Raw genomic sequence first — 16,690 nt, 5'->3', positions numbered from 1 at the left:
CCTGATGGCCCCAAGCAAGGTTCTCGCCGGTGCCCGGGTGGTACTGCCCACCGGCACCGTGGACGACGGCCGCGTGATCGTCGACGGCACGCGGATCGCGGACACGGCGCCCCCGGAGGCGGAAGTCGTCGACGTGTCGGGCCACTGGGTGGTTCCCGGCTTCGTCGACATCCACAACCACGGCGGCGGCGGCGCCTCCTTCGCCGGCGGCACCCACGAGGACATCCTCAAGGGCGTCGACACCCACCGCCGGCACGGCACGACGACGGTGGTCGCCTCCGCCGTCACCGGTGACCTGGACTTCCTCGCCCGGCACGCCGGGGTGCTCGCCGAGCTGGCCCAGCAGGGCGACATCGCGGGCATCCACTTCGAAGGGCCGTTCATCTCCCCGTGCCGCAAGGGCGCGCACGACGAGCAGCTGCTGCGCGACCCCGACCCGGCCGAGGTCCGCAAGCTGATCGACGCCGCGCACGGCCACGCGAAGATGGTGACGCTGGCCACCGAACTGCCGGGCGGCCTGGACTCCGTACGGCTGCTGGCGGAGCAAGGCGTGATCGCGGCGGTCGGGCACACCGACGCCACGTACGAGCAGACGCTCCAGGCCATCGACGCGGGCGCCACGGTCGCCACGCACCTGTTCAACGCGATGCCGCCGCTCGGCCACCGCGCCCCCGGCCCGATCACCGCGCTGCTGGAGGACGAGCGGATCACCGTCGAGCTGATCAACGACGGCACCCATCTGCACCCGGCCGCGCTCCGGCTGGCCTTCCACCACGCGGGCGCCGCCCGGGTCGCCTTCATCACCGACGCGATGGACGCGGCCGGCTTCGGCGACGGCCGCTACCTGCTCGGCCCGATGGAGGTCGAGGTCGCGGACGGCGTGGCCCGGCTGGTGGAGGGCGGCTCGATCGCGGGCTCCACGCTCACCCTGGACCGCGCCTTCAAGCGGGCGGTGACGGTGGACGGGCTGCCCGTCGAGGACGTCGTCGCGGCGATCTCCGCCAACCCGGCGCGGCTGCTCGGCCTGGCCGACCGGGTCGGCTCCCTGGAACCCGGGAAGGACGCCGACCTGGTGGTCCTGGACGACGCCTTCGACCTGGTGGGCGTCATGCGCCGGGGCGAATGGGTGGTCGATCCCCAACTGGGCTGATCCGTCCCCGGGTCCGGCCCCGGATCCGGCCCCGGGCCGGTCGACGGTGGCCGGACCGGGGGTGGGCCCGCCGGCGTCCTTTTGGCATGATCGTGTCCCCGGAACACACCGGAGCGAATCCGGGGACACACGGCAGCCGCAGCCGATCGGGGGAGGTCGACACAGGTGACACAGGTGACACAGGTGATCCTCACCGTCACGCTGAACACCGCTGTCGACATCACCTACCGTGTCCCGGCCCTGCGCCCCCACGCCTCCCACCGGGTGACCGCGGTGACGGAGCGCCCCGGCGGCAAGGGGCTGAACGTGGCCCGGGTACTGGCGGCCCTCGGGCACGAGGTGACGGTCACCGGCTTCGCGGGCGGCACCACCGGGGACGTCGTGCGCGAGGGACTCACCGGCGTGCGCGGGGTGACCGACGCGCTGGTACCGGTCGCGGGGGCGACCCGCCGCACCATCGCCGTCGTCGACGAACGCACCGGCGACACCACCCAGCTCAACGAGCCCGGCCCGGCCGTCTCCCCCGCCGAGTGGAACGCCTTCCAGGAGACCTACGAGGACCTGCTGGCCGGCGCCGCCGCGGTGGCCCTGTGCGGCAGCCTGCCGCCGGGCGTCCCGGTGAACGCCTACGCCGGGCTGATACGCACCGCCCGCGCCGCCGGCGTCCCCGTGCTGCTGGACACCAGCGGGGAGCCGCTGCGCCGTGGGGTCGCCGCCCGACCGGACCTGATCAAGCCGAACGCCGACGAACTGGCCGAGCTGACCGGCTCGCACGAGCCGCTGCGGGCCGCCCAGGCCGCCCGGCGCCGCGGGGCCCGCTCGGTGGTCGCCTCGCTGGGCGCCGACGGGCTGCTCGCGGTGACCCCGGAGGGCCGCTGGCGTGCCGCGCCGCCCGCCCACGTCCACGGCAACCCGACCGGCGCGGGCGACTCGGCGGTCGCGGGACTGCTCTCCGGCCTGGTCGAGCACCTGCCCTGGCCGGACCGCCTGGCCCGCGCGGTCGCCCTGTCCGCGGCGACGGTGCTGGCACCGGTGGCGGGCGAGTTCGACCGGGGGGCGTACGAGGAACTGGTCGGGCGCGGGGTCGCGGTGACGGCGGAGGCGGGCGCGGCGTGACGAGCGGGCCCCGCCCGGACGGACCCTAGTCCTTGACCTGGCCCTTCTTCAGGGAGAACTGGTCCAGCAGGACGTTGCACTTGTCGCCGTCGGCACAGGAGAGCGAGATCGTGTTGGTGCCCTTGTTGAGGGTGGGCCAGGCGTACGTCTTGGTCCAGCCCTTGGCGAAGTCGCCGTCCTCGGCACCGGTGAAGTTGCCCAGGTTCAGCTTGCTGCCGAACTCCTTGCCGTTGACCGTCAGGGTCATCGACTGGTCCTCGCCGGCCGCGCTGTAGCCGGCGAAGAGGGTGTAGAGGCCGTCCTCGGGGATGCCGTCCACGGTCCAGGTGACCGAGGCACCGGGCTGGTTGAGATTGGCCACATAGACGCCGCCGTCCGACCGGGCGCCGTCGATCTCCGACGCCGTCGCCACGCCGGGCGACAGCCGCAGGGCCTTCGCGTCCACGGCCGGGAGCTTCACCTCGTCCTCGGCGCCGTCGCTCGCCGACGGGCTCGGGCCGGTGGTGTCGGACTGGGTGGGGGCGGTGCCGCCGCCCGCCTCGTCGCCGCCCTTGTCGTCGTCCGAGCCGCTGCTCGTCATGGCCACGGCGATGCCGATGACCACCGCCGCGACGACCGCGACCGCGCCGATCAGCAGGCCCTTGGTGTTGGGGCCCCGGCGCCCGCCGCCCCCGCCGTGCGCCGACTGCTGCGGGGCGGTGGGAGAACCGCCGCCGGGGAGGGTCTCCGGCGCCGCGTAGTGCGCGTTCGGCCGGCCGTAGGCGCCCTGCTGCCGGCCGTAGGCGCCCTGCTGCTGCGGGGCGGCCTGGCCGTAGGCCGCGGTCTGGGCGGCCTGGCCCTGCGGGGCCCCGTACTGCCGCGTGCCGACGGGACGCACCCGGTTGACCGAGTTCGGGTAGCCGTAGCCACCGGACGGCGGCTGGGCCCCGTTGGCCTGCCCGTCGGCGTAGAGGTAGCCGAAGGGGTCGTCGTCCTCGGGCGTGCTCGCGCCGTTGTTGCCGGGCGTCATCCCTAGGTCTCCTAACCAGATGCGGTGCGTGTGCGGTATGGGTGTGAGATGGCGAGCCTACCCGCTCCCACTGCCCCGAAAGGGTGACTCAGACCGCATCAAGGCGCTGACCTGGTGATCATCCGGCTCGGCGATGCTGTTTGGGACGAGATCGTTTCTCGACGTACATCCGTTCGTCAGCTGACTTCAGCACTTCGTCCGCCGTCATGCCGCAGTGGGCCCACCCGATGCCGAAACTGGCGCCCACGCGGACGGCCCTTCCCTCGGCCCGGATGGGCTGGATGATCTCGTTGCGCAGCCGTACGGCGAGGTCCTCGGCGTCGGCCCGGCCGAGCCCGTTGGCGAGAATCACGAACTCGTCGCCGCCGAGCCGGGCCACCGTGTCCCCGTCGCGCACGCCGCCGCTGAGCCGGCGGGCGACCTCGATGAGCACGGTGTCACCGGCGTTGTGCCCGAACCGGTCGTTGATCGACTTGAAGCCGTCCAGGTCGCAGAAGAGGACCGCGAGCCCCTTCGTGCCGTCGTCCCGGCCGTCCGCGGGGGCGACGGCGTGCACATGGTGGTCGTAGGCGCCGTACGGCTCGGTGACCGCGCCGAAGTCGAAGGTGTGGCCGCCGGAGTCGAGGACGGCGGGGTCCCCGTAGGCGGCGTCCATGGCGTCCACCACACCCGCGTGGGGCGCCTGCGGGCGCCGGCAGAGCCGCGCGGCGAGGCGGGAGCGCAGCTCGGCGGAGTTCGGCAGGCCGGTGAGGGAGTCGTGGGAGGCGCGGTGGGCGAGCTGGAGCTCGCGGCGCTTGCGTTCCTCTATGTCCTCGACGTGGGTGAGCAGGAAGCGCGGTCCGTCGGCGGCGTCGGCGACGACGCTGTTGCGCAGCGAGACCCAGACGTAGGTGCCGTCGCGGCGGCCCAGGCGCAGCTCGGCCCGGCCGCCCTCGGCGGAGGTGCGCAGCAGGGTGCCGATGTCCTCGGGATGGACGAGGTCGGAGAAGGCGTAGCGGCGCATCGCGGAGGCGGGGCGGCCGAGGAGGCGGCAGAGCGCGTCGTTGGTGCGCAGGATCCGGCCGTGCTGGTCGCCGCCCATCTCGGCGATGGCCATGCCGGAGGGGGCGTACTCGAAGGCCTGCCGGAAGCTCTCCTCGCTGGCCCTGAGCGCCTGCTGGTCGCGCTCCAGGCGGACCAGGGCGCGCTGCATGTTGGAGCGGAGCCGGGCGTTGCTGATCGCGATGGCGGCCTGGAACGCGTACATCTGCAAAGCCTCGCGGCCCCAGGCGCCGGGGCGGCGGCCGTTGCGCGGCCGGTCCACGGACAGGACGCCGATCAGCTCGCCGCTGTTGCCACTGCCCTGCGGGCCGGGCGCGTACATCGGGGCGAAGAGCCGGTCCGAGGGGTGCCACTCGTCCTCGAAGCGGGGCGCGGGGCCGTCGGTGTACCACTGCGGGACGTCGTCGTCGTCGAGGATCCAGCCCTCGGTGTGGGGTATGAAGATCAGGTCGCCCCACTGCTCGCCCATGCTCAGGCGGCGGTCCCAGGACTCCCGGGAGCCCGCCCGGCCGGTGATGAGCGCTTCGGCGGCCTGGTTGCCGGAGAAGGCGGCGACGACGAGGTCGCCGTCGGGGCGGACCAGGTTGATGCACGCCAGCTCGTACCCGAGGGCCTGGACGACGCCGTCGGCGACGGTCTGCAGGGTGTCGGCCAGGCTGCGGGCCGTGTTCATGTCGGCCATGACCTGGTGCAGTTGACGCAGGGACGCAAGGCGGACGTAGGGCTCCGACTCGGCCTCCATGCTCGCCCTCCCCCCGAGACCTCGCAGCGAATCAAGGGTTCCCTTCGGCGCCTTCACTGAATTGGTGCCCTTGCAGGTTCCCCGCCACTGAATCACAGCGCGCTCCCCACTCGGTACACAGGGTCAACAATTACCGCCCCTTGTGACTCAAGTCACAATGAAAGGTGAACAATTGAGTGGTGTTTCTGCGTTTTTCCTGTGTGTTTACCGAACGCAAAGTTTGTAGGTATGCGCACGTCTCCTTCTGTGGTCCTAGGTCCCGATTCGGACCGGGGCCCGATGCCCCGCCCGCGGCCCGCCGATTAGCGTGGCGGGGTGCCGAACACTCCTTCCCTCACGTCCCCCGCGTCCCCCGCGCTCCCGTTGCCGTCGCCCCTCCCCGGGCATGCTGAGGGGGTGAGCAACGAGGAGTTCCGTGCCGCCATGTCCCGGCTGGCCTCGGGCGTGGTCCTGGTGACCGCGCAGGAGCCGCCGCTCGACCCCGACGACCCGCAGGCACCGCGCGGCGAGGACGTCGGGATGACGGCCACGGCGTTCATGTCGGTGTCCCTGGACCCGCCGCTGGTCCTGGTCAGCCTGCGCGAGGGTTCCCGCATGGACGACCTGCTCGACGAGCAGCCCCTGTGGGCGGTCTCCGTCCTGTCCGAGAGCCAGCGGCACATCGCGGGCCGCTTCGCCATGAAGGGCCGCGTCAGCGACCGGCTGCTGTTCGCGGACATCCCCTACCTGCGGGGCGAGGCGTCCGGGGCGCCGCTGGTGGGCGGGGCCCTGGCGACGCTGGAGTGCCGTACCGAGCAGCGGGTGCCCGCCGGGGACCACACCCTGGTCATCGGCCGCGTGCTGACCGCCTCGCTGCCGAGCGCGGACGGGGGGCCGCTGGCGTACTTCAAGGGGCGGTACCGGCAGCTGGGCTGAGCGGAGTTCACTCGCCCGCGCGTGAGCCGCCTGTTCAGGGGTGCGCGCATGACGACCGGTACCCCGCTCCGGCCCCCGCTCCGGCCGGCGGAGATCACTTCCGCGAACCTCGACGCCGCCCTGGGCATACGGGTGCTCCCCGAGCAGGAACACGCCGTCTCCCCGGTGGTGAGGTCCCCGGCCGAGGTCTACGTCCACCCCGACGCCGCCTGGCCCCGGCTGATCCTCGACGGCGACCGTCCCGTCGGCTTCCTCATGGCCTTCTTCGACATCGACTGGTACGAGGACGGCAGCGCCCGGCGCTCCGGGCTGTGGCGGCGGAACATCGCGGCCGGGGAGCAGGGCCGGGGGTACGGCCGCTTCGCCGTGGAGTCGGTGGCCGCTCGGATCCGCCGCCGCGGCGGCAAGGAGTGCTGGGTGACGTGGCATCCGGGCCCGAACGGCCCGAGGGCTTCTGCCTGGACCTGGGCTTCCGCCCCAACGGGGAGACCAGCGAAGGCGGGACGGTGGGCGTGCTGAAGCTGCACTGACCGTGCCGGCTCCGCGGCCACCCATCGTTCACCCGCGTGAACAACCCCGCGGGTCGAAACACCTAGTCCCAGCTCTTCGGGGTGCGGCCCCTCTTGGTCTGCGAGCGCTGTTTCTTCTCGCGCAGCCGGCGTTCGTTGATGCCGCGCGGGATGCGGGTCGGCCTGCGGGGCTTGGGCGGGGGCGCGGTGGCCTCCGCGAGGAGAGCGGCGAGGCGTACGGCGGCGGTCTCGCGGTTGCGCCACTGGGAGCGGTGCTCGGAGGCGCGGACGGTGACGACGCCGTCGGTCAGGCGCCCGGCCAGCCGCTCCAGGGCCCGGCTCTTCCACACCTCCGGCAGGGCCTCGGTCCTCGCCAGGTCGAAGCGGAGCTCAACTGCCGTGTCCGTGGTGTTGACGTGCTGGCCGCCGGGCCCCGAGGAGCGCGAGAAGCGCCAGACGAGCTCGGCCTCGGGCAGGGAGACGGAGCCGCGGATGACATGGGGACCGGACATGCCGTCCATGTTCCCGTCCCCGGACGGTCCACGTCATCCCAATATCCTGATCCAGGCCTCGGTAAAGAAAGTAAAGAGAGCAGGAACCTTGCGTACCCCTCTCGTCGTTCATGGGGGTAGCTGTAGCTTTCTTGCCGTACGTACACGAAGGAAGGGACTCCCAAACAATGGCTGTAAGCCTGTCCAAGGGTGGCAACGTCTCGCTCACCAAGGAGGCTCCGGGCCTGACCGAAGTCACCGTGGGCCTCGGCTGGGACGTCCGCACCACCACCGGCACCGACTTCGACCTCGACGCCTCCGCGATCGCGGTGAACACGGAGGGCAAGGTCTACTCCGACGCCCACTTCGTGTTCTTCAACAACAAGCAGACGCCGGACAACACGATCGTCCACACCGGTGACAACCGCACCGGCGAGGGCGCCGGCGACGACGAGGCGATCAACGTCAACCTGGCCGGCCTCCCGGCCGACATCGAGAAGATCGTCTTCCCGGTGTCGATCTACGACGCCGAGAACCGTTCGCAGAACTTCGGCCAGGTGCGCAACGCCTACATCCGCATCCTCAACAAGGCCGGCGGCGCCGAGATCGCCCGCTACGACCTCTCCGAGGACGCGGCCACCGAGACCGCCATGGTCTTCGGCGAGCTGTACCGCAACGGTGCCGAGTGGAAGTTCCGCGCCGTCGGCCAGGGCTACGCCTCGGGCCTGGTGGGCATCGCCCAGGACTTCGGTGTGAACGTCTGACGTTCACTCACCCGTTCGTTCCGTACGAAGGCCCCCCGGTCGTCCGCCGGGGGGCCTTCGGCGTACCGGCAGCGGGGCATCACGGCAGCGGGACACATCACGGCGTCACGGCAGCAGACGCCGCTCCTTGGCCACCGCGACCGCGCCCGCGCGGGTGTCGACGCCGAGCTTGTCGTAGCTGCGGCGGAGACGGGTCGACACGGTGGCCTCGCTGATGAACAGGGCGCCGGCGATCCGCCCAGGCCTCAGCTCGTCGGCACCAGGAGGCCGGGGTCTGCCCAGCGGCCCCGACAGCCGGTCCCAACGGGCGTTTCACGTGAAACGCCTCATAGGATCACGACGTGCGCACCACCCGTCTGCTCGTAGCCGCCGCCACCGCCACCGCCCTCGCGGCGTGCAGTGGTGGCGGTGCGGTCGACGGCACCCCCGGTGGCTCGGGCGTACGCGACCCGTACTTCCCGAAGGCGGGAAACGGTGGCTACGACGTCGGGCACTACGCCCTGTCCCTGGCCTACGACCCCGACACCGAGCACCTCACCGGCACCGCGACGATCACCGCCCGCGCGACCCGGGACATGTCCGCCTTCAACCTCGACCTCAAGGGCCTGGACGTCGAGAAGGTCACGGTCGAGGGCCGGAACGCCCGCTTCAACCGGGCCGGACAGGAGCTGACCGTCCGCCCGGCGGACGAGCTGGACGACGGGGAGACGTTCCGTGTGACCGTCCGCTACTCCGGCGACCCGGTGACGGTGACCGACCCCGACGGCTCCGAGGAGGGCTGGCTGCCCACCGGGGACGGCGCGGTCGGGCTCGGTCAGCCGACGGGCTCGATGGCCTGGTTCCCCGGCAGCCACCACCCCTCCGACAAGGCCACGTACGACCTCGCGGTGACCGTGCCGGAGGGGCTCGGGGCGGTCTCCAACGGTGAGCTGACGGGCGAGAGGACCCACGAGGGCCGGACGACGTTCACCTGGCACACCGCCGAGCCGATGTCGAGCCACGTCGCCACGGTCGCCGTCGGCGACTGGGAGACCGACCGCTCCACCACCGACGACGGCCTGCCGGTGTACACGGCCGTCGACCCGGAGCAGGCCGAAGCGAGCCGGAAGGTCCTGGGGCGGATCCCCGAGATCATGGAGTGGGCCGAGGAGAACTTCGGCCCGTACCCCTTCTCCTCCACCGGCGCGATCGTCGACCGGGTCCAGGACGCCGGCTACGCGCTGGAGACCCAGAACCGGCCTTACTTCCCCGGCGCCCCCGACACCGTCCTGCTCGTCCACGAACTCGCCCACCAGTGGTATGGGAACTCCGTCAGCCCGAAGACCTGGCAGGACATGTGGCTCAACGAGGGATTCGCCACCTACGCCGAGTGGCTGTGGGAGGAGGACGAGGGCGGCGACAGCGCGCAGGAGACCTTCGACGCGCTCTACGACGGGACCTACTATCCCGACGAGGACGCCGACGCCTCGATCTGGGCGTTCCCGCCCGCTGAGCCGCCCGACGCGGAGGACATCTCCGCGAGCCCCGTCTACCAGCGCGGCGCGATGGTCCTGCACAAGATCCGCCAGAAGGTGGGCGACGACGCCTTCGGGGACCTCCTGCGTGGCTGGGCCGCCGCCCACCGCCACGGCAACGCGGACACCGACGACTTCACGGCGTACGTGGAGAAGTCGGCGCCGGACGAGGACTTCACGGAGACCTGGGATGCCTGGCTCTACGGCGACGGCCGGCCGGAGAGCCCGTGAGGCACCGCACCGCGACCGGTAGGGCGCCGGCGACGGCCGGGCCGTGACACCATCACCTGCGTGCTCGACATCGGCTACGCCCTCTCCACCCGTTTCCCCGACCCCCCGCAGACGGACTACCGCCGTGCGGACGTCCGGGCGCTGCGGCACGACCTGTTCTGCGGGGACGTGTATCTCGCCGACACCAAGGCGGACCGGGAGTTGTCCACAGCCTGGGGATGGGTGCCGGTGCTCGACTTCGCCTGGGCGCTGTGCGACATCGTGGAGCGCGTCGACCGGGACCCGGCGGGTTCCCGGGCCGCCCGTCCGCAGCGGGCGGAGCTGGACTTCACCGAGTCCACCGACCGTCTGCTCTTCGAGCGCCGCTTCGGCTGGGTCGACATCGAGGCCGAGTGGCTGCCGGAGAGCGAGCCCCCGCTCTCCTTCTCCCACGCCGAACTGCGCCGGGAGTGCCGCGACTTCCTGCACGACCTGATCGCCGACCTCACCGACATGCACGACGGCCTGGCGGACAACCCGGCGATCTGGACTCTCCAGGCCCGCTTCCCGCGGGTCTCCTGAGCGCCGCGGGCCGGGACCCGCTTCGCGCCGGCGCCCGGCCCGCCCTGCTCCCCCGCCCGCCCTGCTCCCCAGCTCGCCCTACTCCCCCGCCAGCACCCGCACCCCCAGCTCCGCCGCCAGCACCGGCGCCAGGTCCAGCAGCTGGGCCGGGCTGATCACCGCCCCCGAAAGCCGGTCCACGCCCCGGGCCAGCTCCAGCGGGGCGGCGCCGCGCAGGTCGACGTCCGTGAGGGCCGCCGCGCTGAAGTCCGCCCCCTTCACGGCGCAGTCCACGAACTCGACCCGCTCCAGCCGGGCGCCCCCGAAGTCCGGCTCGACCAGGACGCAGCTCTCGAAGACGACATCCTTGAGCCGGGCCCGGCGCAGGTTCAGATAGTCGATCTTGCCGCCGCGGATCAGCACCCGTTCCAGGACGGCGCCGTGCAGCTGGGTGCCGCCCAGGCGGGCGTCGACCAGCTCGACGTCGCGCAGGGTCGCCTCGGCGAGCCGCGTACCGACGCCCCGGACTCCGTCGAGGACCGAGTCGAGCAGCCGGGCCCGGGTCAGGGACGCCTCGTCCAGCGCGCACCCTGTGAGCACGCAGTCCATGAAGCGGGCGCCGGCGCCGTCCTGGCCGGCGAAGTCGGTGTCCCGGAACTCCAGCCCGTCGTAGTCCCCGTCCGGTTCCAGCTCCCTCCCGTCGTGCGGCTCCAGCGGGGGCAGCCGCAGCTCCGGGCGCCGTGCCGCCCGTACCTTCGTCGCACCCGTACCGCCGCCGCCCGCCGCTCTCCTCGCCATGCCCCCATGCTGCACCCCGGCACTGACAACCCGCTCCGGCCTGCGCGAACACCTTCTCTCCCGGCCGCATGTCACATTCGGCACCCCCGCGGCCGTCGTACTCGCAGACAGGCACCACACCAGGCGACCCCGACCCGAGGGAGACCCCGAGCCATGCATCGCATCACCGTCATCGGCGGCGGCTTCGCCGGACTGACCGCGGCCATCACCGCCGCCGAGGCGGGCGCCAAGGTCACCGTCCACGAGGCCCACCACACGCTCGGCGGACGGGCCCGGACGGCCGACGGCCGGTACCGGACCAACGACGGCCCGCACGCCCTCTACAACGGCGGCCCGCACTGGGCGTGGCTCAAGCAGCGCGACCTGATCGGTCCGCTCGCGCCGCTCCCGCCGCTGGAGGGGGCCCGGCTGCGGCTGCGCCACAAGGGGGTACTGCGCCGCACCCCGCCCTTCGCCATGCTCAAGCTGCTGCGCCGGGGCGCCGGACCGGCCCCCGTGGACACCGACTTCCTGACCTGGGCGACCGGCGTCGCGGGCGAGGAGGGCGCCCGGGCCGCCGCCCACTACTGCGCCGTCGCCCTCTTCCACCACGACCCGGGGTCGCTGTCCGCCGCCTTCGTGCAGGAGCGGCTGCGCCGGGCCACCAAGCTGCCGCCCGAGGCGCACTACCCGCGCGGCGGCTGGTCCGGGGTGATCGACCGGATGGCGGCCCTCGCGTGGAACCTCGGGGTCCGGGTGGAGACGCTCTCCCGCGTCGACGCGGTGCCGGCCGGCTCCCCGGTCGTCGTCGCCACCTCTCTCGACGCCGCCCGCCGCCTGCTGGGCGACCCCGCGCTGACCTGGCCCAGCGGTCGCACCACCCTGATCGACGTGGCGGTACGGACCCGGCGCGGCGACGCCTTCGCGGTCTCGGACCTGGACGCGCCGGGCTGGATCGAGCGGTTCACCGCGCAGGACCGCACGCTGGCCCCGGCGGGCGAGCAGCTGATCCAGGGACAGATACCCATCGCGCCCGACGAGTCGAAGGCCGACGGCACCGCCCGCGCCGAGCAGCTGCTCGACCTCGGCTTCCCCGGCTGGCGCGAGCGTCTCACCTGGCGGCGCGAGGCGATCGCGAACGGCCGTACCGGCGCAGTCGACCTGCCCGGCACGACCTGGCGCGACCGGCCCGCCGTCGACCGCGGCGACGGGGTCTACCTCGCCGGTGACCAGGTCGCCGCGCCGGGGCTGCTGTCGGAGGTGTCGTTCAACAGCGCGCTGACGGCGGTGTCCCTGGCCCTCGGCCGGCGGGAGGTTGACCTCAAACACGCTTGAGGTCGTTGGGTGGGGCGCACACGGCCCGCCGCACCCTGGGGGATCCCATGCGCGCCATCCGCCTGCACGCCTTCGGCCCGGCCGGGAGCCTCGCCCTCGAAGAGGCCGAGGATCCGCGGCCGGGCCCGGGCCAGGTCCGGATCGGCGTCCGCGCGGCGGGCGTCCTGGGACTGCGCGCCCTCACCGAGGCCGCCGAGGGGCGGCTCACCCCGGCCGTGCACCGCTTCCCGCTCGCCGGCGCCGCCGCCGCGCACCGCGCGCTGGAGAGCCGGGGCGACGACCGGGAAGGTGGTCCTGGAACCATGAGAGGCGGCGGGTACGGCCATCTGCGCAACGGGATGCGATTCGCCCCGCTTCATGGTCTTCTGGCCAGATGAGTGGCACCCGGACAGGTGGGCCGGCCGCGCCCGCGGAGGCCGACCCCCGCCGCTGGTGGGGGCTGGTGGTGATCGCCCTGGCCCAGCTGATGGTCGTCCTCGACGCGACCATCGTGAACATCGCGCTGCCCTCCGCGCAGCGCGACCTGGACATGTCCGACGGCAACCGCCAGTGGGTGATCACCGCCTACACCCTCGCCTTCGGCGGTCTGCTGCTGCTCGGCGGCCGGGTCGCGGACCTGGTGGGGCGCAAACGCACCTTCGTCATCGGGCTGATCGGCTTCGCCGCCGCCTCGGCGATCGGCGGCGCCGCCACCACGTCGGCGATGCTCTTCGGCGCCCGCGCCCTCCAGGGCGTCTTCGCCGCCGTCCTCGCGCCGTCGGCGCTGTCGCTGCTGGCGACCACGTTCACCGAACCGAAGGAGCGCGGGAAGGCCTTCGGCATCTACGGCACGCTGGCCGCCAGCGGCGCCGCCGTGGGCTTCATCGTCGGCGGTGTACTCACGGAGTACCTGAACTGGCGCTGGTGCCTGTACGTCAACATCCCCATCGCCGTCGCCGCCGTGATCGGCGCCTTCCTGCTCCTGCACGACCGCCCCGGACACACCGGCGCCCGCCTGGACGTCCCCGGGGCCGTCCTCGGCTGCGGCGGCCTGGTCGCGCTCGTCTACGGCTTCAGCGAGGCGGAGCCCCGCGGCTGGACCGACCCGCTGGTGGCGGCGTTGTTCGCCGCGGGCGTCGTGCTCCTGGCGGGCTTCGTGTGGTGGCAGAACCGCGCCGCGAACCCGCTGCTGCCGCTGCACATCATCCGCGACCGCAACCGCGCCGGCTGCGTCGTGACGATGATGCTGGCCGTCGTCGGCATGTTCGGGCTCTTCCTGTTCATGACCTACTACCTCCAGGAGATCCTGGGTTACCCGCCCCTGAAGACCGGCCTGGCGTTCCTGCCGATGACCGCCGCGATCCTCTTCGGCTCCACCCAGATCTCGGCCCGGCTGCTGCGCCGCGTGGGCCCGCGCATGCTGATGGTCCCCGGCATGCTCCTCGCCTCCGGCGGCATGGTGATCCTCACCCGGATGACCGTGGACTCGGAGTACGCCACCGCGATCCTGCCCGCCCTGCTCCTGATGGGCCTCGGCATGGGCCTGACCTTCATGCCGGTCTTCTCCACCGCCACCGCCGGGGTCGCCCCGCGGGACTCCGGCGTGACCTCGGCGACGGTCAACACCGCACAGCAGGTGGGCGGCTCGATCGGCACGGCGCTGCTCAACACCATCGCGACCAGCACCGGCGCGACTTACATCACCTCCCACCTCACCGACCCGTCCCGGCGGGAGTCGGTCGTCCGGGAGGGCATCGTCCACGGCTACACGGTCGCCATCTGGCTGGCCGCCGGCATCATGCTGCTGGCGGGCCTGGTCGCGGGCCTGATGGTGACGGCCAAGGCCCCGGAACACGGCGCCCCGGCCGACCGGCCGGTGCCGGAACCGGTGGCCTAGGGGGACAGGGGCCCCGCCCCAGTCTGCCGTCCGCGGGGCCCCTGCAGGCGTCCGGTCTGCGTCCGGCGTGCGTCCGCGCGGGCCGACCGGGTCAGCTCCGGCCCGCCACCCGGTCCGCGATCCGTGCCAGCCGGGACGACCCCGCGCCGTGACCCGTGCGTCCGCGCGGGCGCACTCTCAGCTCCGGCCCGCCACCCGGTCCGCGATCCGTGCCAGCCGGGACGACCCCGCGCCGTGACCCGTGCGTTCGCGCCGGTCGGCCTCGCGGTAGACGGCGTACATGCCCTGCACGCCGAGCCGGCGCAGGGGCTCCGGTTCCCAGCGGCGTACCCGGTGGTTCACCCAGGGCAGGCCGGTGAGGTCGGTGCGGCCGCCCTGACCCGAGTCGTGCTGGACCAGGTCGCACAGGGTGCGGGCGGCGAGGTTGGCGGTGGCGACGCCGGAGCCGACGTAGCCGCCCGCCCAGCCGAGGCCCGTGGAGCGGTCCAGGGTGACGGTCGCGCACCAGTCGCGGGGTACGCCCAGGACACCCGACCAGGCGTGCTCGACGCGCAGTCCGGCGAGGGACGGGAAGAAGCGGACGAGGATCCCGCGCAGCGCCCCGACGGTCGCCGCCTGCGTGGTGCCGTCGTTGTCGGTGCGGGAGCCGTAGCGGTACGGCACTCCGCGCCCGCCCAGCGCGATCCGGCCGTCGGCGGTGCGCTGGGCGTACATGTAGGCGTGCGCCATGTCGCCGAGGGTCTGCCGGTCCGCCCAGCCGACGGACTCCCACTGCGCGTCGGTCAGCGGCTCGGTGGCGATCATGGAGGAGTTCATGGGCAGCCAGGTCCGCCGCTGGCCCTTGAGGGAGGCGGTGAAGCCCTCGGTGCAGCGCAGGACGTAGGGGGCGCGGACGGTGCCGTACGGGGTGACCGCGTGCCGGGGGCGGATCTCCGTCACCGGCGTCGACTCGTGGATCGTCACACCGAGGCGTTCCACGGCCGCCGCGAGGCCCTTGACCAGTTTCACCGGGTGCAGGCGGGCCCCGTGCGGGGTCCAGGAGGAGCCGACCGCGTCCGCGACCCTGATCCGCTCGGCCGTCTCCCGGGCGCCGTACAGCTCCCGGTCCTTCTCGCCGTAGGCCAGTTCGGCCTCGTGGAACGCCTTCAGCCGGGCCGCCTGCGCGGGGGTGCACGCCACTTCGAGCGCTCCGCCCTTGTGCACGTCGGCGTCGATGTCCTCTGCTTCGGCGGCGCGGACCACCTCGTCGACGGTGTCGTTCATCGCCCGCTGGAGGCGTACCGCGGCCTCGTGACCGTGGAGTTTCGCGTACCGGTCGCGGCCCGCGATGCCGTTGTAGAGCCAGCCGCCGTTGCGGCCGGAGGCGCCGTAGCCGCAGAACTTCTGCTCCAGGACGGTGATCCGCAGGAAGGGGGCGGCCTGCTTCAGGTAGTACGCCGTCCACAGGCCCGTGTATCCGCCTCCGACGATCACCACGTCCGCCGACGCGTCGCCGGCGAGCGGCTCGCGCACCGCCGCCGGGAGACCGTCGTCCGCGTACCAGAAGGAGATGCCACCGTTGACGACGCCGCTGGTCGAGCCGCTCATGGCAAGGACGTTAGCCCTGGTGAACGGTGCCTGTCTCCTTCGGATTCCGTCGAATTTCCGGGCCTGCGGGGGCCGTAGGGGGTGCCGTCGGCGCCGGATAACCCCGTGACCGCCGGGCCGCACGCCGGTAGCGTCGCCGACGTGATCGACGTTCCGGACGCGCTCGCCGTCTCGCAGGCGAAGTACAACGGTGCGGCGGGCCGCGCCTTCATCGACGGGCTGCCCGCGCTGGCGGCCGGCCTCCTGGACCGCTGGGAGCTGCGCCTCGACGGGCCCTCCATGCACGGCTGGGCGGCCCTCGTGCTGCCCGTCGTGCGCCCCGACGGCACACCGGCCGTGCTCAAGCTCCAGATCCTCGACGAGGAGACCGAGGGCGAGCCCGTCGCCCTGCGGCTGTGGGACGGCGACGGGACGGTGCGGCTGCTCGACCACGACCCGGCCACCGGTACCATGCTCCTGGAACGCCTCGACGCGTCCCGCGCGCTCAGCCACGTCGAGGACTCCCGCGAGGCCGTCCTCGTCATCGCCCGGCTGCTCGCCCACCTCACCGCCACCCCCGCGCCGCCCGGCGTGCGCCGTCTCGGCGACATCGCGCGGGGCATGCTGGAGCGGACACCGTGGGCGCTGGAGCGCATCGCGGACCCGGCGGACCGACGGCTGGTCGCCGACTGCGCCGCCGCGGTGCGCGAGGTCGCCGACGAGCCGGGCGACCGGCTGCTGCACTGGGACCTGCACTACGACAACGTCCTCGCCGCGGACCGCGGCCCCTGGCTCGCCATCGACCCCAAGCCGCTGGCCGGCGACCCCGGGTTCGACCTGCTGCCCGCCCTCGACAACCGCTACGACCCGGGCGAGACCCGGTGGCGTTTCGACGCCATGACCGACGTCCTCCAACTGGACCCGGAGCGGGCCCGCGCCTGGTCCCTCGGCCGCGTCCTGCAGAACAGCCTGTGGAACGTGGAGGACGGCGACCCGCTGGAGCCCGAGCAGCTGGAGATCGGGCGGCTGCTGCGGACGGCGTGAACTGTCAAGCCTCGCCGAATGCACCGTAGTTGAACAGCGGAAGAGGTCTCGTCGACGATCTCCCCGAACC

The 16,690-nt window shown here is 73.0% G+C and carries 14 protein-coding genes and 3 pseudogenes; 11 read left to right on the top strand and 6 right to left on the bottom strand.

The window, feature by feature from the left end; translation table 11 throughout:
* Positions 1-4: 4 nt before the first annotated feature.
* Both nagA and ACIQ1J_RS10855 read left to right on the top strand, forming a co-directional pair.
* Positions 5-1,150: an N-acetylglucosamine-6-phosphate deacetylase gene (gene nagA, locus ACIQ1J_RS10860; RefSeq protein WP_403556032.1), complete on the top strand. Its 1,146-nt coding sequence runs from the start codon at positions 5-7 to the stop codon at positions 1,148-1,150.
* 183 nt (positions 1,151-1,333) lie between these two features.
* Positions 1,334-2,266, top strand: coding sequence for a 1-phosphofructokinase family hexose kinase (locus ACIQ1J_RS10855; RefSeq protein WP_403556632.1), 933 nt, complete (start codon positions 1,334-1,336; stop codon positions 2,264-2,266).
* Between the two features lie 25 nt (positions 2,267-2,291).
* Here the strand turns inward: ACIQ1J_RS10855 and ACIQ1J_RS10850 are convergent, their stop codons facing one another.
* Together ACIQ1J_RS10850 and cdgB are read right to left on the bottom strand one after the other, a co-directional pair.
* Entirely contained in the window at positions 2,292-3,275 is a 984-nt protein-coding gene (locus tag ACIQ1J_RS10850) for a carbohydrate-binding protein (RefSeq protein ID WP_403556030.1), read from the bottom strand.
* 118 nt (positions 3,276-3,393) lie between these two features.
* Positions 3,394-5,058, bottom strand: a complete 1,665-nt coding sequence (gene cdgB, locus ACIQ1J_RS10845; protein WP_403556028.1) for a diguanylate cyclase CdgB — start codon at positions 5,056-5,058, stop codon at positions 3,394-3,396.
* Between the two features lie 315 nt (positions 5,059-5,373).
* On the opposite strand from cdgB, the gene ACIQ1J_RS10840 reads away from it, so the two are divergent.
* Entirely contained in the window at positions 5,374-5,973 is a 600-nt protein-coding gene (locus ACIQ1J_RS10840) for a flavin reductase family protein (RefSeq protein ID WP_403556026.1), read from the top strand.
* 48 nt (positions 5,974-6,021) lie between these two features.
* A pseudogene (locus tag ACIQ1J_RS10835) lies at positions 6,022-6,503 on the top strand (GNAT family N-acetyltransferase).
* Positions 6,504-6,565: 62 nt separating this feature from the next.
* Here the strand turns inward: ACIQ1J_RS10835 and arfB are convergent.
* Positions 6,566-7,003 carry an alternative ribosome rescue aminoacyl-tRNA hydrolase ArfB gene (arfB, locus tag ACIQ1J_RS10830; RefSeq protein WP_210962339.1) on the bottom strand — a complete coding sequence of 146 codons (438 nt, stop codon included), beginning with the start codon at positions 7,001-7,003 and terminating at the stop codon, positions 6,566-6,568.
* Positions 7,004-7,161: 158 nt separating this feature from the next.
* Here arfB and ACIQ1J_RS10825 point away from each other — a divergent pair, with 158 nt between their 5' ends.
* A complete protein-coding gene (locus ACIQ1J_RS10825; RefSeq protein ID WP_121747691.1) occupies positions 7,162-7,737 on the top strand; it encodes a TerD family protein in 576 nt (191 codons plus the stop codon).
* A gap of 105 nt (positions 7,738-7,842) precedes the next feature.
* On the opposite strand, the pseudogene ACIQ1J_RS10820 reads toward ACIQ1J_RS10825, so the two are convergent.
* Positions 7,843-7,971 (bottom strand): annotated as a pseudogene (locus ACIQ1J_RS10820) (LuxR C-terminal-related transcriptional regulator); the annotation flags it as partial.
* Between the two features lie 107 nt (positions 7,972-8,078).
* Here ACIQ1J_RS10820 and ACIQ1J_RS10815 point away from each other — a divergent pair.
* Positions 8,079-9,482, top strand: a complete 1,404-nt coding sequence (locus ACIQ1J_RS10815; protein WP_403556024.1) for a M1 family metallopeptidase — start codon at positions 8,079-8,081, stop codon at positions 9,480-9,482.
* 60 nt (positions 9,483-9,542) lie between these two features.
* Entirely contained in the window at positions 9,543-10,043 is a 501-nt protein-coding gene (locus tag ACIQ1J_RS10810) for a hypothetical protein (RefSeq protein WP_210962341.1), read from the top strand.
* Positions 10,044-10,121: 78 nt separating this feature from the next.
* On the opposite strand, the gene ACIQ1J_RS10805 is transcribed toward ACIQ1J_RS10810, so the two are convergent.
* Positions 10,122-10,820 carry a pentapeptide repeat-containing protein gene (locus ACIQ1J_RS10805; RefSeq protein WP_403556022.1) on the bottom strand — a complete coding sequence of 233 codons (699 nt, stop codon included), beginning with the start codon at positions 10,818-10,820 and terminating at the stop codon, positions 10,122-10,124.
* A gap of 153 nt (positions 10,821-10,973) precedes the next feature.
* On the opposite strand from ACIQ1J_RS10805, the gene ACIQ1J_RS10800 reads away from it, so the two are divergent.
* The 3 genes and pseudogenes from ACIQ1J_RS10800 (at position 10,974) to ACIQ1J_RS10790 (ending at position 14,010) form a co-directional block, all read left to right on the top strand.
* Complete coding sequence (locus ACIQ1J_RS10800) at positions 10,974-12,134, top strand: NAD(P)-binding protein (protein WP_403556020.1); 1,161 nt, start codon at positions 10,974-10,976, stop codon at positions 12,132-12,134.
* A 164-nt stretch (positions 12,135-12,298) separates the two neighbouring features.
* Positions 12,299-12,440: pseudogene (locus ACIQ1J_RS10795) on the top strand (zinc-binding dehydrogenase); the annotation flags it as partial.
* A 67-nt stretch (positions 12,441-12,507) separates the two neighbouring features.
* Positions 12,508-14,010, top strand: a complete 1,503-nt coding sequence (locus ACIQ1J_RS10790) for an MFS transporter (protein WP_403556018.1) — start codon at positions 12,508-12,510, stop codon at positions 14,008-14,010.
* Between the two features lie 177 nt (positions 14,011-14,187).
* Here the strand turns inward: ACIQ1J_RS10790 and ACIQ1J_RS10785 are convergent, their stop codons facing one another.
* Positions 14,188-15,597 carry an NAD(P)/FAD-dependent oxidoreductase gene (locus ACIQ1J_RS10785; RefSeq protein WP_403556016.1) on the bottom strand — a complete coding sequence of 470 codons (1,410 nt, stop codon included), beginning with the start codon at positions 15,595-15,597 and terminating at the stop codon, positions 14,188-14,190.
* Between the two features lie 105 nt (positions 15,598-15,702).
* Between ACIQ1J_RS10785 and ACIQ1J_RS10780 the strand changes: the two genes are divergently transcribed.
* Positions 15,703-16,620 carry an aminoglycoside phosphotransferase family protein gene (locus ACIQ1J_RS10780; RefSeq protein WP_403556014.1) on the top strand — a complete coding sequence of 306 codons (918 nt, stop codon included), beginning with the start codon at positions 15,703-15,705 and terminating at the stop codon, positions 16,618-16,620.
* Positions 16,621-16,690: the final 70 nt, after the last annotated feature.

The organism is Streptomyces sp. NPDC097107 (assembly GCF_044762405.1).
In the GTDB taxonomy this organism is placed as follows: Bacteria; Actinomycetota; Actinomycetes; order Streptomycetales; family Streptomycetaceae; genus Streptomyces; species Streptomyces thinghirensis.
This window is presented reverse-complemented; position numbering and strand designations above follow the sequence as displayed.

Excerpts from the sequence above, each read along its gene's own strand:
- ACIQ1J_RS10825 (WP_121747691.1), top strand. The coding sequence starts at position 7,162 with ATGGCTGTAAGCCTGTCCAAGGGTGGCAACGTCTCGCTCACCAAGGAG.
- ACIQ1J_RS10790 (WP_403556018.1), top strand. The coding sequence starts at position 12,508 with ATGAGTGGCACCCGGACAGGTGGGCCGGCCGCGCCCGCGGAGGCCGAC.
- ACIQ1J_RS10850 (WP_403556030.1), bottom strand. The coding sequence starts at position 3,275 with ATGACGCCCGGCAACAACGGCGCGAGCACGCCCGAGGACGACGACCCC.
- ACIQ1J_RS10800 (WP_403556020.1), top strand. The coding sequence starts at position 10,974 with ATGCATCGCATCACCGTCATCGGCGGCGGCTTCGCCGGACTGACCGCG.
- ACIQ1J_RS10805 (WP_403556022.1), bottom strand. The coding sequence starts at position 10,820 with ATGGCGAGGAGAGCGGCGGGCGGCGGCGGTACGGGTGCGACGAAGGTA.
- cdgB (WP_403556028.1), bottom strand. The coding sequence starts at position 5,058 with ATGGAGGCCGAGTCGGAGCCCTACGTCCGCCTTGCGTCCCTGCGTCAA.
- nagA (WP_403556032.1), top strand. The coding sequence starts at position 5 with ATGGCCCCAAGCAAGGTTCTCGCCGGTGCCCGGGTGGTACTGCCCACC.
- ACIQ1J_RS10785 (WP_403556016.1), bottom strand. The coding sequence starts at position 15,597 with ATGAGCGGCTCGACCAGCGGCGTCGTCAACGGTGGCATCTCCTTCTGG.
- arfB (WP_210962339.1), bottom strand. The coding sequence starts at position 7,003 with ATGGACGGCATGTCCGGTCCCCATGTCATCCGCGGCTCCGTCTCCCTG.